This is a genomic window from Rathayibacter sp. PhB151 (assembly GCF_004366415.1).
GTDB classification, from domain to species: domain Bacteria; phylum Actinomycetota; class Actinomycetes; order Actinomycetales; family Microbacteriaceae; genus Rathayibacter; species Rathayibacter festucae.
Window position 1 is genome coordinate 681,122 of sequence record NZ_SOEN01000007.1, and the last position, 13,360, is coordinate 694,481.

Sequence of the window (13,360 nt, forward strand, 5' to 3'; positions counted from 1 at the left end):
ACAAGGGTGGATCTCGATCCGCCCGCTGCGCGGGCTACTCGATCAGCAAGTGCATGGTGGTCGAGTAGCCCCGCAGGGGCGTATCGAGACCCGCGCACCGCAGAGGCGTCGGGGGTGCAGGCTCTCGTGCCGGCACTGGCGGATCTCGATACGCCCGCTGCGCGGGCTACTCGATCAGCATGAAGTCCCGCTCCGGTCGGAGGAGTCGCCGGAGGCGCCTCAGCGGCGGCGACTCCGCAGGACGGCCGAGAGGAGGACCAACGCGGCGGCGGCCAGCGCCCACGGGCCGGTGAAGACCAGGGCGCGCTCGATCGGACGCCAGAACGGCGCGACGAGTCCGCCGAGGAGCAGCCCTGCCGCGCCGCCGACGAGGGCGTTCGCCACGACCTGCGCGGCCAGGCGCCCTCCGCTGCTGGTCCAGACGCGCTCGATCAGGCGGTCCAGCATGTACGTCGCGGCGCCGACCGGCAGACTCGCCACCGCCGCGCAGACGGCGAGCCCGCCGAGGGCGAGGAGGACGAAGCCCGGGTCGGCCGACAGGGGAGTGGCCGCGGTCCCGTTCGCGCTGTCGACGAGCGCCCCGATCGCGAGCGGCACGAGCGCCAGCATCGCGCTCACCACGGCTCGGACGGCGTGCTCGCGCCCGCGGGCTCCGGGCGGCCGGCCGGCCCCGCCGTCGGGATGGGCGCCGCTCACGAGCACCTCCGTGTCGCCGGCACCGAGGAGACCGCCGGGGCGAGGGCGGCGAGGATCTCGCGACCACCGGACAGGCCGGCGCCCAGCACGACCTCGACCACGGGGTCCCGGCCGTAGGTCGTCGCGACGACGACGGCCGCGTCGCTGTCGTCGATCGTCCAGTCGACGTCGCGCTCGGTGAGGCACGCGGCAGAGGGGCCGGGGGCCGGGACGACGCAGCGCAGCAGGACCAGGGCCGGCTCGCCCCAGGCCCCCGTGCCCTGGGCGTCCGTCTCCCGCTCGGCCAGACCGACGACGTCGGAGGGGAGCCGTGCCGCGATCTCTGCGCAGCCGACGGCCGCCGCGGTCGGCGCGGCCTGCATCGGAACGGTGCCCGTGCAGCCGGACGTCGCGAGAGCGACCAGCGCGACCACCGGCAGCGCGCGGCGGGATCGGTCGGCGGAGGAGGGCACCCGGCGATCCTGTCAGTCCTGCGCGGTCCGCCGCCGCACGCCGCCGTCGAGCACGCGGTCGAGCCAGTCGCGCAGCAGCTCGCGCTCGGCGGGCCGGAGGTCGGCGAGCTGCGGGGCGAGGGCGCGGACGGCGACGACGGCGGCGAGTGGCGCGTCGTCCGCGGCAAGCGGCTGCTCGGTCAGGATCCCGGCGAGCACCGCTTCGAACGCCGCGTCGGCGAGACCCGCGTCGCGCTCGCCCTTGGGGGAGGAGAGCAGGGTCGTCACGACGCCGGTCCCCGCCGTCTGGATCAGCCCGACGGCGCGCTCCTCGGGGACGCGGAGGCGACCGGCGGCCGCGACCCGGCGGATCCGCGCGGCGAGCACCCGCTTGCCCGACCGCGCCGCCGGTGAGGCCGCCGCGCGGGAAGGGTCGCTGAGCAGGCGGAAGAGCGCGGGATTCGCGAGGCCGAACTCGATCTGCGCCGCCCAGCCGGCGCTGAGGTCGTCGATCGGGTCGACGTCGCCGGCGGCGGCCTCCTCGACGACGGCCGACTTCTCGGCGACCCAGCTGCTCAGCACGTGCTCGGCCACCGCCTCGAGCAGGCCGTCCTTGTCGCCGAAGAGGCGGTAGATCGCCGGAGCCTGCAGGCCGGCCGCCTCCGCGACGCCGCGGGTGGTGACGGCCGCCGGGCCGGCGTCGCGCAGGAGGCGGGCCGCCGCGTCGACGATGCGGGCTCGGGTGTCCGTGGGGGGCGCGGTCATGGATCGACGATATCGCACGGTTGCTATCGTCGGTATTCCAGGGTTATCGTTCGAGCAGTATCACCGATACCCCGGTGGTCCCCTCTCGAAAGGCCCTCCATGATCATCGTCATCGGCGCGACCGGAGCGCTCAACGGCGCCACCGTCGACCACCTCCTCGACGCCCTGCCCGCCACCGAGATCGTCGTCGTCGCGCGCGACACCGCGAAGGCGGCGCGCTTCGCCGACCGGGGTGTCGTGGTGCGGCGCGGTGACTACGCCGATCCCGCGTCCCTGCCCGGCGCGTTCGCGGGCGCCGACCAGCTGCTGCTCGTCTCCTCGAACGACCCGGGGGCCGACGCGCCGGCCCTGCACCACGCCGCGGTCGAGGCCGCCGTCCAGGCCGGGGTCGGCCGCATCCTCTACACCAGCCACCAGGGCGCCTCGCCCGACACCCCGTTCGGCCCGGGCCGCGATCACGCCGCGACCGAGCAGCTGCTGGCGGAGTCGGGAGTCGCCTGGACCTCGCTGCGGAACGGCTTCTACGCCCACAGCCTCGCGTTCTTCCTCGGCGACTGGCGCTCGACCGGGGTCATCGAGGTGCCGTCCGACGGCCCCGTGTCGTGGACGGCGCGGGAGGACGCGGCGGAGGCCGCCGCGCGCCTCCTGCTCGCGGACGAGGCGCACGACGGACCGGTCACCCTCACCGCCCTCGAGGCGCCGACCTTCGCGGAGGTCGCGGAGCTCGCCGCGGACGTCGCGGGACGTCCGATCGAGTTCCGGATCCTCGGGGACGACGAGTGGCTCGCGCGCCGCGTCGCCGCCGGGCAGCCGGAGCCGCAGGCGCGGTTCCTGCTCGGCATGCACGAGGCGGCGGCGGCCGGCTTCTTCGCGGGGACGGACCCGACGCTCGCCGGCCTGCTGGGGCGCGAGCCGCGCACGGTCCGGGAGCTGCTGGCCGCGGTCGGCGGGCGCTGACCGGCCGGGGACTTCCGGCTCGTCGGAACCGCCTCGGCTCGTGGAACGGGCGTGCTCCGGAGAGCCGGAGCAGATTCGGCGAGCCGGAGCTCGGCGGTCACCGCTCCTCGGCACGCTTCCGAGGAGGCCCACGCACAGGAGGCAGATGGATCCCTCCCGGGCCGTGCACCGCTCGTTCTCCCGCCGTTGGCCGGACGACGCTAGCCTGCCGCCCATGGCGGAGCGAGAGACGGTGCGCACGTCCGCGGCGGACGCGCGGACTGGACAGGGATCGCCGCGCGGGGTGCTGCTCGCCGCGGCGCTTCTGCTCGGGGCGGCGCTGCTGCAGCTGCAGGCCTCGCTGCAGCGCTGGGTCACCGCGAGCGAGGGCTGGACGCGGACGGACCGGTCGGTCGAGGACCATCTCTTCGACTACATGATCCCCGCGGATCCGTGGGAGCCTCTCGGCACGGCGGCGCAGGTGCACGGAGTCGGCTTGCTGCTCGTCGCGATCGCCCTGCCGGTGTCGGCGCGGGCGATCGGCGGGGGCGGTCTCCTCCGCCTGTCGGCGCTCCTGGTCGCCGGTGTCCTCGGGCTGAGCGGGCTGCACGGAGTGCTGTCGGGGCTGATCGGCGCGCCCACTCCGCTCCAGCTCCCCTTCCTGCAGATGATGCTGGGGCTGGTGCCCGTCGTCGGCCTCGGAGCCCTCGCCGCGAAGGCCCACCGGAGGTCGGTAGGGGCCGCGCTGGCGTACGCCTGCCTGCTCGGCAGCACCCTGCCGGGACTGCTGATCGCGACCTTCGTCGTCGCGCCCGCGATCACCGGCTACCAGTCCTTCGACACCACCCCGTGGACCGAGACGGTGGTCGCCGCGACCGTCGCCGCTGCGGGCTGCGCGATGCTCGGCGCCGCCGCCGTGCTGGCGCTGCGCGGTCGCTCGCGGCGGGGCGGCGCCTGACTTCGAGTCACCCTCCGTCCGGAACGGCGAGGCGTCCCGTTGCGGTCGAGGCGTCCAGGTGGGATAGGACGCCTCGACGCCGGCGGGACGTCTCGCCGGGTGAGCGCCGCTGGCCGGCGGCGTCGCGCCTACCTCGACGCCGCCGCCTGCTGCGATGATCACCGAGTGAGCGACCCGCTCGGACGCGGGATTCACCGTCGCCTCCCGCTCGATCGCGGTGGCCTGGTCCGGCGAGCTCGACCCCGCCGCCCGCCTCGTCCGCTCGGCCCTGCACGCCGTCGCCGCCGAGATCGCCGCCGCGCACTCCGCCCCCCGCGAGATGCCACTTGTGAGCGCGACACGCCGATAGAAGCGTGCACAAGTGGCATCTCGCGGAGGGGGAGAGGGGGGCGGGCGTCAGGGGCGGAGGAGGGTCCAGGCGTAGGGGGCGAGGTGGACCGTGTCGACGGGGTGGCCGGTGACGAGGTCGGTGCCGGAGACGGCGACGTCGACGGGGTCCTGGCCGTGGTTGATCACCGTGAGAACGTCGCCGCGGCGGGCCGCCTCGACCCAGGGGCTCCCGGTCTGCAGCACGGGGGCGATGCCGGACTGCTCGGCGAGCCAGGCGGTCAGCGCGAGCATGCCCGCGTCGTCCGGGATCGTCGCGAGGTAGTGCGCCGTGCCCGTGCCGGTGCGCCGCGCGGTCAGTGCCGGGGTGCCCGCCGCGGGTCCGGAGGAGTAGCGGCCGAGGACCTCGACCGGCCGCTCGCCGGACGGGTCGACGAGCACGCCGAGCTCCTCCGCCAGCAGCTCGCCGCGCAGGACGCCGAAGGGAGCACCGGCGACCTCCGCGCCGGCCGCCCCGAGCCCGGCGAACTCGAGGACCGACACACCGAGCACCTCGCGGAGCCCGACCTGGAAGCCGCCCTCGCGGAAGGCGTCGTCCTCGTCGACCACGTCGCTGAACGCGGTGACCAGCAGCCGGCCGCCCCGCTCGACGAACGCCGTCAGGTTCTCCGCGGCCGCGTCGGTGAGCAGGTAGGAGTGGGCGAGCAGCACGAGGTCGTACGCGGCCAGGTCCGCCGTCGGCAGCACCAGGTCGACCGCGAGGTTCTGCCGGTGCAGCGCGGAGTACCAGCGCTGCACGAGCTCCAGGAGGTCGAGCACGACCGGGTGGTCCGGGTTGCCGATCGCCCACCAGTTCTCCCAGTCGAGGACGAGCGCGATGCGGGCACCGGAGCCGGTCGGGCCGGCGGCCGATCCGCCGACCGATCCGCCGGTCGGAACGCTGGACGACTCCGCCGACAGCTCCGGCAGCGCGCCGAGCACCCGGCCGAGCTCGACGACCTCGCGCCAGGTGCGCGTCCCGACGCCCGCCTGCGGCAGCATCGCGGAGTGGAACTTCTCGCTGCCCCGCCGCGACTGCCGCCACTGGAAGAACAGCACGCCGTCGGCCCCGCGCCCGACCGCCTGCATCGACAGCGCGGCCATCTGCCCGGGCGCCTTGACGGCGTTCGAGGGCCGCCAGCTGACGGCGCCGGTCGCCTGCTCCATCAGCAGCCACGGCACGCCCGGCTTGAGCGAGCGCATCAGGTCGCGGGTGAAGGCGGCGGTGCGGAACGACTCCGGGTCGGCGGGATCGACGTAGTTGTCGTCGCTGACGACGTCGACCTCGGCCGCCCACTTCCAGTAGTCGAGCGGCGGGAAGGCGCCCATGAAGTTGGTCGTGATCGGCTGCGTCGCGCCCGAGGCGCGGATGATGTCGCGCTCCATCGTGTAGAGCTCGAGGAGTGCGTCCGAGGTGAAGCGGCGGAAGTCGAGGAGCCCGGCCGGGTTGTGGCTGTAGGGCGCCTTCCGCGGCGGGACGATCTCGGCGAAGGACGCGTAGCGCTGGGACCAGAAGAAGGTGCCCCAGCGCCGGTTGAGCTCGTCGATCGAGCCGTACTTGCGCTCCAGCCAGACCCGGAAGGCGGCGGCCGCGTCGTCGGAGTAGTCGTGGTGCAGGTGGCAGGCGTACTCGTTGTTGACGTGCCAGAGCACGACCGCGGGGTGGTCGTGGTACCGCTCGGCGATCGCCGTCACCAGCCGGGCCGCGAGCCGGCGGTAGTCGGGGGAGGTGGGGCGGTAGGCCTGGCGGCTGCCCGGCCAGTAGGTCGCGCCGTTCTCGTCCTGCGGCAGGATTCCCGGGTAGCTGGTCGTGGCCCACGGCGGCGGCGAGGCCGTCGCGGTCGCCAGATCGACGGCGATGCCGTGCTCGTGCAGCAGGTCGAGGATCCGGTCGAGCCAGCCGAAGTCGAAGGTGTCCTCGTCGGGCTGGATCCGCGCCCAGGCGAAGATGCCCAGGCTGACGGTCGTGACGCCGGCCTCGCGCATCCGCCGCGCGTCCTCCGGCCAGACGCTCTCGTCCCACTGCTCCGGGTTGTAGTCGCCGCCGTAGTGGATCATCCGAGCCGTGGGCCTTCCGTGGTCGTCGTCGTCGAGTGGTGGTCGTCGAGTCGTGGTCGTCGAATCGTGGTGGTGATCGTCGCGGAGACGATCGTCGTGGGGTCGTGCTCAGCGGGCCGCGGGCGCCGTCCGCGACAGCCGCACCGCGAGCGCGGCGAACACCGTGCAGCCGAGCGCCGGCACCACCAAGGGTGCCAGCTGCCAGGTGACCACGGTGGCGAGCACCAGCGCCACCAGCAGCGCCCCGGAGCCGCGCAGGTCGCGGACCGCCAGCGTCGCGGCCTCGCCCAGGAGTGGGACCCAGCGCGAGTCGGGCATCCAGAGCGCCGACGCCGTCAGCACGACGACGAGCGCGGCCGCGAGGAGCGCCGCGCAGACCATTGCGACCGCGGTCGCTCCGGGCAGCGCGCCGGTCGAGGCGACCAGCAGATCGAGGCCGAGCACCGCGGACAGCGCCAGCAGCGCGAGACCGACCGGCAGCGAGCGCAGGACACCGGTGCGCGCCTCCGCCAGCGCCGTGCGCAGCGAGGACGGCTCGTCGAGGACGAAGCGGCGCAGGTGCCGCGCCCCGACCGCGAGGGCGAGCGGCAGCGTCACGAGCGGCAGCGCGAGGATCGTGACGAGGAGCCCCGTGAAGAGGACCTCGGCGAACAGCGCGAAGCGGTTGGCCGCCCCCGGCCAGCGCAGGGTCGTGCCGTCGGCGGCGGCGGCTCGCGCCTCGCGCTGCGCCCGTGACGCGCGGCTCATCCCTTGAGGCCCTGGGTGGCGACGCCGTCGACCAGGAAGCGCTGGAAGACGATGAAGAAGATCAGCACCGGCAGCAGCGCGAGCACCGAGACCGCGATCGTCGCGCCGTAGTCCGACGCCGAGGTCTGGTCGTTGTAGACGCGGAGCGCGAGCGGCAGCGGCTGCTGATCGGGCGTGTTCAGGTAGAGCAGCGGGCCGAGGAAGTCGTTCCAGCTCCAGATGAAGGCGAAGATCGACGAGGTGATCAGCGCCGGACGGATCAGCGGGATCGTGATCGAGCCGAAGATCCGCAGGTGGCCGGCGCCGTCGATCCGCGCCGCCTCGTCCAGCTCGCGGGGCAGGTTGCGGATGAATTGCACCATCAGGAAGACGAAGAACGCCTCGGTCGCGAGGAACTTGCCGATCAGCAGCGGCCAGTAGGTGTCCATCATCCCGAGGGTGCGGAAGATCGTGTACTGCGGGATGAGCAGGACGTGCATCGGCAGCAGGAGCGTGCCGATCATCAGCGCGAAGTAGAGCGGGCGGCCGCGGAAGTCGAGCCGGGCGAAGGCGTAGGCCGCCATCGAGGAGGAGATCACCACTCCGATGACCGAGCCGACCGCGAGGATCGTCGAGTTGAGGAAGAACCGCCAGAGCGGGACTCCGCCGACGCCGGCGAGCACCTTGACGAAGTTGTCGAGCGTCGGGTTCTGCGGCAGCAGCGAGGTCTGCCCGCCGAACTCGCTGTTCGGCTTGAACGCCGCGGCGCCCATCCAGACCAGCGGGTAGAGCACGATCGCGGTGAGCACGATCATCGCCGCGATCCAGACCAGCGTCGCGGTCTTCGGGCGCTTGCGGCGCGGGCGCCGGCGGGGTGCGGGCTCGGTCAGCACCTGCGTATCGGCCGAGGGGAGCGTGGTGTCGAAGGTCGTCATCGTGTGTCTCCCGAGTAGTGCACCCAGCTCTTCTGGGTCTTGAAGAGGACGAAGGCGAGGACGCCGACGAAGAGGAGGAGGACCCAGGCCATCGCCGAGGCGTAGCCCATCTGGTTGTTCGTGAAGGCGCGGGTGTAGAGGTACACCGTGTAGAAGTTCGTGGCGCCGGCCGGGCCGCCGGTACCGTTGCCGATGATGTACGCCGAGGCGAAGACCTGGAAGGCGTTGATCATCTCGAGCAGCAGATTGAAGAAGATCACCGGCGAGAGCATCGGCAGCGTGACGCTGCGGAACTTCCGCCACGGGCCCGCTCCGTCGACCATCGCGGCCTCGTAGAGCTCGGCCGGGACCTGCTTGAGGCCGGCCAGGAAGATCACCATCGGGGCGCCGAACTGCCAGACGGCCAGGATGATCATCATCGGCAGGATCAGGGCGGGCACGCCGACCCAGCCGCCGATCTGGATGCCGAAGATCTGCAGTCCCGAGTCGACCGGTCCGTCGGTCGAGAACATCGCGCGCCAGACGATCGCGATGCTGACGCTCGCGCCGATCAGCGACGGCGCGTAGAAGGCGGAGCGGAAGAAGCCGGTGCCCTTCGCGCTGTAGTTGAGGAGCATCGCCACGACGAGCGCGGCGGCCAGCTTCACCGGCGTGCCGATGAAGACGTAGGCGAGGGTGAGCTGCACCGACTGGAGGAACTTCGGGTCGCCGAACAGGCGCTCGAAGTTCCCGGTGCCGATCCACTCCGGCGCCCGGAAGAGGTTGTAGTCGGTGAAGGAGAAGTAGAGGGACATCAGCATCGGGCCGAGCGTGAGCCCGACGAAGCCGATCAGCCACGGCGAGAGGAACACGTAGCCGGCCAGGGTGTCCCGCTTGGGGCGTCGCCGCGCCTGAGGGCCGACCGGACGAGGGGTGCTCGTCCGGTCGGCGATCGGCGCGACGCGACCGTCCGCGGCGGTGCCGCTGGGGGTCGACGTCGTCGTCATGTGATGCCTTTCCTGGCCTGGATGAAGGGGATCAGTGGGGAGCGGTGCGGGGCGGCCGGGTCAGTTCTGGAGCGTGACGTCGGTCTCGTCGAAGAACTGCTGGACCGCCTCGTCGACGCTCACCGCGCCGAGGCCGAGGCTGGTGCCGAGGTCGAGGAAGTTCGCCTCGATGGCGCCGTAGCCGGCGACCGGGGCGGCCGGGGCCTCGCCGAGACGGTCCTCGACGGAGTCGAGGTAGTCGGCGACCTGCTTGTCCGGGCCCTCGAGGTTCGCGCCGGCGAGCTGCTCGGAGGAGGCGGGGATGCCGAGGGTGGCGCCGAAGATCTCGCCGACCTCGGGGCTGTTGATCAGGAAGTCGAGGAAGGTCGCGGCGGCCTCGGGGTGCTCGGTCGCCGAGGAGATCGCCTGCATCAGACCGACCTTCTGGTAGAGGTCCTTGCTGCCCTCGTCCGCGGTCGGGGGAGCGGTCATCACGATCTCGGAGGCGCCGCTGTCGCCGATGTAGCCGCCGAGGAAGTTGCTCCAGCTCATCTCGCTGGTCGCGATGCCGGCGCCGAAGCCGGACTTGGGCAGCAGCTCCTGGAGGCGCGCGGCCGGCACGCCGGTGCTGGTGCGCATCTCGTCGCCCTGCTCCCAGAACGCGGCGAGGTCGTCCTCGGTGAAGCCGAGCTCGCCGTCCTCGGTGAACAGCTCCTTGCCCTCGGCGCGCAGCTGCAGCTCGAAGTTCTGGATGCGGCCGGTGTAGTCGGTGCCGCCGTAGACGGCGCCGCCGGTCTTCGCGGTGACGTCGGCGACGTAGGCCGCGTAGTCCTCCCAGCTGCCGCCGCCGGCGTAGGGCTCGACGCCGTTCGCGGCGAGGAGGTCCTGGTTCTGGAAGACGGCCCAGGCGCTGTAGCCGGTGGGGATCGCGTAGGTCGCGCCGTCGAGCTCGCCGGTGGCGAGCAGCTCCGGGGAGATGGTGGTCTCGTCGACCACGCCGCCGAAGTACTCGGAGAGGTCGCCGAGCAGGCCGTTGTCGCCGTACTGGCGCAGGTAGGTGTAGTCGAACTGCATCACGTCGGGGAGTCCGCCGCCGGCCGCCTCGGTCTGGCGCTTCTCCCAGTAGCCGGGGTAGTCCGTGAAGGTCGAGTTGATGGTGATGTTCGGGTGCTCGTCCTCGAACAGGGCGATCGCCTTGTCATAGCGGGCGGCGCGGTCGTCGTTGCCCCAGAACGTGTAGTCGAGGGTGATCTCCTCGTCCGGGTCCAGGGTGGCGGAGGCCCCGGAGCCTCCACCGGAGCAGCCGGTCAGAGCGAGGGCGGCTACGGCCACGGCGGCCACCGCCGAGTAGCGCATGCTGTGTGAGCGGAACATCGTCGTCCTTTCGAGAACATCATCGTTTCGAGCCCCGAACTGCAATGAAACGTTTCGGGAAAGCGTTTGCCCCAAAATACGTGCCGGGGTCTCGCCCGTCAAGCCGGGCTCGCGGCCGGGTCTCGATCCGCCGCCTGCGGCGCCTGCTCGACCGGCATGGGGTGGCCGCCTACGGCGGCGGCCGCCGGGGCGGCTAGTCGACCGGCAGGCCCTCGGCGGAGCAGAGCAGCGCGCCGTCGACGACGGTGAGCACGGCCGCGCGGACGTGCGAGCGGCGCATCGCGGCGCCCGGAGGCATCGACGCGAGGTCGCTGCCGTCCCAGCCGGGGTGGGTGAAGTACACGATCAGGGCGCGGTCCTCGTCGAGCGGGACGACGTCCGCGTGCCGGGCGACGATCGGCGCACCGTCCAGCCGCTCCGGAGCGGTCAGGATCAGACCCTCCCGCTCGCTCTGCCGCTGCCAGTCGCCGACGCCGTCGGGGGAGTGGTGCACGGCCAGCCCGCGCCACTCATCGGTGATCAGCCAGTACCGGCCGGCCAGCGGGAACACCTTCGGCCCCTCGTGCGGGCGCCCGCCGACGGAGACGCCCTCGAGCCGCCAGGACGCCGGGTCGCCGGGATCGTCGCTGACGGCGACGACGGTGCTGCAGTCGCGCTGCTCGTCCTTCGCCCAGAGCCGGTGGCGTCCGTCGCCGGTGCGCGCGACGGCGGCGTCGATCACCCGCTCGGAGCCGAGGTCGATGTCGCCGAGGAGCCGCCAGGTCTCGAGGTCGTCGCTCTCGAACTGCGTGATCGTCGCCCGCCCGCTCCAGTCGTCGGGGGTGCCGTCGATCCGGGTGACGAACATCTGCCAGCGATCCCCGATCCGCACGACATCGGGCGCCCAGAGCGTCGGCAGCTCGGCCGACAGCCCGGCGTCGAGGCCGCGGACGGTGCCGCGGTACCGCCAGGTCGCCCCGCCGTCGCCCGACACCGCGACGCCGATCGCGCTGCCGTGCACCCACTCGACCCCGGGCAGATCGAGGGTCGCGCGCCGCTGGGTGTAGAACAGGCGCCACTCGCCGCGGAGGGTGTCGGCGACCAGCACCGGGTCGGTCGGTCCGTCGAAGACGGGATCGCAGTAGGGCGCGGCGAAGGCGTCCTCGCGCAGGGGTGTCGGCTCGGTCATCGGGATCCTCACGGGGTCTGGCGCACCGGCTCGCCCGCACGCAACGGTCGGCAGAACCCTAGTCAGGAAAACGCTTGCCCACGACCGCGCCGCCCGGGTAGCGTCGAGGGCGTCCCCGTCGGAGCGGTCGCTCCCGAAGGCGCTGCGGACACCCCGATCGGAGTCGACCGTCTCGTGAGAGAAGCCCGTCCCTCGCAGGCCCCGCTGCTGCTCGACCGCCGCCACCCCGGCCGCTCCGCCCTCCGGCTGCTCGGCCGCTACCGCCCGCGCGTGGTCGTCGCCGTGCTGTTCTTCGCGGTCAAGGACACCCCGCTCTGGCTGCTCCCGGTGGTCACCGGGGCGATCGTCGACGTCGTGGTCGCCGGCGGTCCGGAGTCGACGCTGTGGCTGTGGGCGGGCATCGCCCTGCTCGCGCTGCTGCAGAACTACCCGAACCACGTGATGTACACCCGGCTGTACATGAGCGCCGTGCGCCAGACCGGCACGGACCTCCGCAACGCGCTCGCCGCCCGGCTGCAGAACCTCTCCATCGGCTTCCACTCCCGCGCCAGCTCGTCGATCGTGCAGACCAAGGTCGTCCGCGACGTCGAGAACATCGAGACGATGTACCAGCAGGTCGGCCACCCGCTGCTCTCCGCGACGATGGTGGCGATCGGCGCGGTCGTGATGACCGCGATCGAGGTGCCCGCGTTCCTCCCGGTCTACGCCTGCGCCATCCCGCTCGCGGTTCTCCTGCGCGCCTTCCTGGGCCGCCGCTCGCGCCGCAGCAACGAGCAGTTCCGCCGCGAGGTGGAGCACTTCTCCGCCCGCGTCGGCGAGATGGCGACGCTCATTCCGATCACCCGAGCGCACGGTCTCGAGCAGACCGCGGTCGCCCGGGTCGCGGCCGGCGCCGAGGGCGTCCGCTCGGCCGGCTACAGCCTCGACCTGCTGAACGGCCGCTTCGCCTCGCTCTCCTGGGTGAGCCTGCAGCTGCTCGGCATCGGCTGCCTGGTGCTCGCCGCGTGGGTCTCGATCAGCGGCTGGCTGCCGATCACGCCCGGCCAGGTCGTGCTCCTGAGCTCCTACTTCGCGCTGCTGACCGGCGCGATGACCAACCTGCTGATGCTGCTGCCCGTCATCGCCCGCGGCACCGAGTCGATCCGCTCGATCGGCGAGCTGCTGGAGGACCCGGACCTGGAGCAGAACGAGGGCAAGGCCCGCGCGGCCGAGGTGCGCGGCCGCATCCGGCTCGAGGACGTGACGTACCGCTACGGCTCGGGGAACGCTGAGGCCGAGAGCGGCGCCGACGTCGCCAGCACCGTCGGCGTCCGGAGCATCGACCTGGACATCGAGCCCGGCCGGACCGTCGCCTTCGTCGGCTCCTCCGGCTCGGGCAAGTCGACGATGCTCAACCTGGTGCTGGGCTTCCTCCGCCCCACCGGCGGCCGCATCCTCCTGGACGGCGTCGACGCCGAGACCCTCGACCTGCGCACCTGGCGCCGCTCCGTCTCCGTCGTGCCGCAGGACTCGGTGCTCTTCGAGGGCTCGATCCGCGACAACGTGGCCTACGGGCTGACCGGCGTCGGGGAGGAGCGGATCCTCGCCGCCCTCCGCGACGCGAACGCCCTGGAGTTCGTCCGCGAGCTGCCGGACGGGCTCGACGCGGTCGTCGGCGAGCGCGGCGCCCGCCTCTCCGGCGGTCAGCGCCAGCGCATCGCCATCGCCCGCGCCCTGGTCCGCGACCCGCGCGTCCTGCTGCTCGACGAGGCGACCAGCGCGCTCGATCCGGAGTCGGAGGCGGCCGTCAAGGAGGCGCTGCTGCGGCTGATGCGCGGCCGCACCACCCTGGTCGTCGCGCACCGGCTGTCGACGATCCGCTCGGCCGACACGATCGTCGTGCTCGAGCGCGGGCGGATCGTCGAGACCGGCAGCCACGAGGAGCTGCTCGCGGCGGGCGGGCGCTACGCGACGCTGCACGCGGTGCAGGCGGGGCGCTGAGC

Annotated in this window: 13 protein-coding genes; 4 read left to right on the plus strand and 9 right to left on the minus strand. The window is 72.9% G+C overall.

Annotation, left to right across the window (positions count from 1 at the left end; all coding sequences use genetic code 11):
* Positions 1–219: 219 nt before the first annotated feature.
* Genes EDF35_RS10665 through EDF35_RS10675 form a run of 3 tightly spaced genes read right to left on the minus strand, consistent with a single transcriptional unit; the run spans position 220 to position 1,892 of the window.
* The gene (locus EDF35_RS10665; RefSeq protein WP_133962307.1) at positions 220–696 is read right to left on the minus strand and encodes a hypothetical protein; all 477 of its coding nucleotides are present in this window, start codon (positions 694–696) and stop codon (positions 220–222) included.
* The gene (locus tag EDF35_RS10670) at positions 693–1,148 is read right to left on the minus strand and encodes a DUF3515 family protein (protein ID WP_208323051.1); all 456 of its coding nucleotides are present in this window, start codon (positions 1,146–1,148) and stop codon (positions 693–695) included. The genes EDF35_RS10665 and EDF35_RS10670 overlap by 4 nt, the downstream gene beginning before the upstream one ends.
* Positions 1,149–1,160: 12 nt before the next feature.
* Entirely contained in the window at positions 1,161–1,892 is a 732-nt protein-coding gene (locus EDF35_RS10675) for a TetR/AcrR family transcriptional regulator (protein WP_133962308.1), read from the minus strand.
* A gap of 99 nt (positions 1,893–1,991) precedes the next feature.
* On the opposite strand from EDF35_RS10675, the gene EDF35_RS10680 reads away from it, so the two are divergent.
* The 3 genes from EDF35_RS10680 to EDF35_RS21400 all read left to right on the plus strand — a co-directional run bounded on the left by EDF35_RS10680 (position 1,992) and on the right by EDF35_RS21400 (position 4,135).
* Entirely contained in the window at positions 1,992–2,849 is an 858-nt protein-coding gene (locus EDF35_RS10680; RefSeq protein ID WP_133962309.1) for an NAD(P)H-binding protein, read from the plus strand.
* Between the two features lie 214 nt (positions 2,850–3,063).
* The gene (locus tag EDF35_RS10685) at positions 3,064–3,786 is read left to right on the plus strand and encodes a hypothetical protein (RefSeq protein ID WP_133962310.1); all 723 of its coding nucleotides are present in this window, start codon (positions 3,064–3,066) and stop codon (positions 3,784–3,786) included.
* 217 nt (positions 3,787–4,003) lie between these two features.
* Positions 4,004–4,135, plus strand: a complete 132-nt coding sequence (locus tag EDF35_RS21400) for a hypothetical protein (RefSeq protein WP_279587522.1) — start codon at positions 4,004–4,006, stop codon at positions 4,133–4,135.
* Between the two features lie 47 nt (positions 4,136–4,182).
* Here the strand turns inward: EDF35_RS21400 and EDF35_RS10690 are convergent, their stop codons facing one another.
* The 6 genes from EDF35_RS10690 to EDF35_RS10715 form a co-directional block, all read right to left on the minus strand.
* Entirely contained in the window at positions 4,183–6,210 is a 2,028-nt protein-coding gene (locus tag EDF35_RS10690; RefSeq protein WP_123732380.1) for a beta-galactosidase, read from the minus strand.
* A gap of 108 nt (positions 6,211–6,318) precedes the next feature.
* Positions 6,319–6,957, minus strand: coding sequence for a hypothetical protein (locus EDF35_RS10695; RefSeq protein WP_123732381.1), 639 nt, complete (start codon positions 6,955–6,957; stop codon positions 6,319–6,321).
* Positions 6,954–7,871, minus strand: coding sequence for a carbohydrate ABC transporter permease (locus tag EDF35_RS10700; protein WP_123703773.1), 918 nt, complete (start codon positions 7,869–7,871; stop codon positions 6,954–6,956). Before EDF35_RS10700 ends, EDF35_RS10695 begins: the two co-directional genes overlap by 4 nt.
* The gene (locus EDF35_RS10705; protein ID WP_123703775.1) at positions 7,868–8,857 is read right to left on the minus strand and encodes a sugar ABC transporter permease; all 990 of its coding nucleotides are present in this window, start codon (positions 8,855–8,857) and stop codon (positions 7,868–7,870) included. The genes EDF35_RS10700 and EDF35_RS10705 overlap by 4 nt, the downstream gene beginning before the upstream one ends.
* Positions 8,858–8,917: 60 nt before the next feature.
* Positions 8,918–10,210 carry an extracellular solute-binding protein gene (locus EDF35_RS10710; RefSeq protein WP_243839927.1) on the minus strand — a complete coding sequence of 431 codons (1,293 nt, stop codon included), beginning with the start codon at positions 10,208–10,210 and terminating at the stop codon, positions 8,918–8,920.
* 193 nt (positions 10,211–10,403) lie between these two features.
* Positions 10,404–11,378, minus strand: a complete 975-nt coding sequence (locus EDF35_RS10715; protein WP_133962311.1) for a glycoside hydrolase — start codon at positions 11,376–11,378, stop codon at positions 10,404–10,406.
* 174 nt (positions 11,379–11,552) lie between these two features.
* On the opposite strand from EDF35_RS10715, the gene EDF35_RS10720 reads away from it, so the two are divergent.
* Positions 11,553–13,358 (plus strand): ABC transporter ATP-binding protein, encoded by a 1,806-nt coding sequence (locus tag EDF35_RS10720; RefSeq protein ID WP_133962312.1) that lies wholly within the window; start codon positions 11,553–11,555, stop codon positions 13,356–13,358.
* Positions 13,359–13,360 lie beyond the last annotated feature (2 nt).

What these genes read in the sequence shown, in the direction of transcription:
- EDF35_RS10715 (WP_133962311.1), bottom strand. Translation starts at nt 11,378, where the DNA reads ATGACCGAGCCGACACCCCTGCGCGAGGACGCCTTCGCCGCGCCCTAC.
- EDF35_RS10705 (WP_123703775.1), bottom strand. Translation starts at nt 8,857, where the DNA reads ATGACGACGACGTCGACCCCCAGCGGCACCGCCGCGGACGGTCGCGTC.
- EDF35_RS10690 (WP_123732380.1), bottom strand. Translation starts at nt 6,210, where the DNA reads ATGATCCACTACGGCGGCGACTACAACCCGGAGCAGTGGGACGAGAGC.
- EDF35_RS10680 (WP_133962309.1), top strand. Translation starts at nt 1,992, where the DNA reads ATGATCATCGTCATCGGCGCGACCGGAGCGCTCAACGGCGCCACCGTC.
- EDF35_RS10700 (WP_123703773.1), bottom strand. Translation starts at nt 7,871, where the DNA reads ATGACGACCTTCGACACCACGCTCCCCTCGGCCGATACGCAGGTGCTG.
- EDF35_RS10675 (WP_133962308.1), bottom strand. Translation starts at nt 1,892, where the DNA reads ATGACCGCGCCCCCCACGGACACCCGAGCCCGCATCGTCGACGCGGCG.
- EDF35_RS10685 (WP_133962310.1), top strand. Translation starts at nt 3,064, where the DNA reads ATGGCGGAGCGAGAGACGGTGCGCACGTCCGCGGCGGACGCGCGGACT.
- EDF35_RS10710 (WP_243839927.1), bottom strand. Translation starts at nt 10,210, where the DNA reads ATGTTCCGCTCACACAGCATGCGCTACTCGGCGGTGGCCGCCGTGGCC.
- EDF35_RS10695 (WP_123732381.1), bottom strand. Translation starts at nt 6,957, where the DNA reads ATGAGCCGCGCGTCACGGGCGCAGCGCGAGGCGCGAGCCGCCGCCGCC.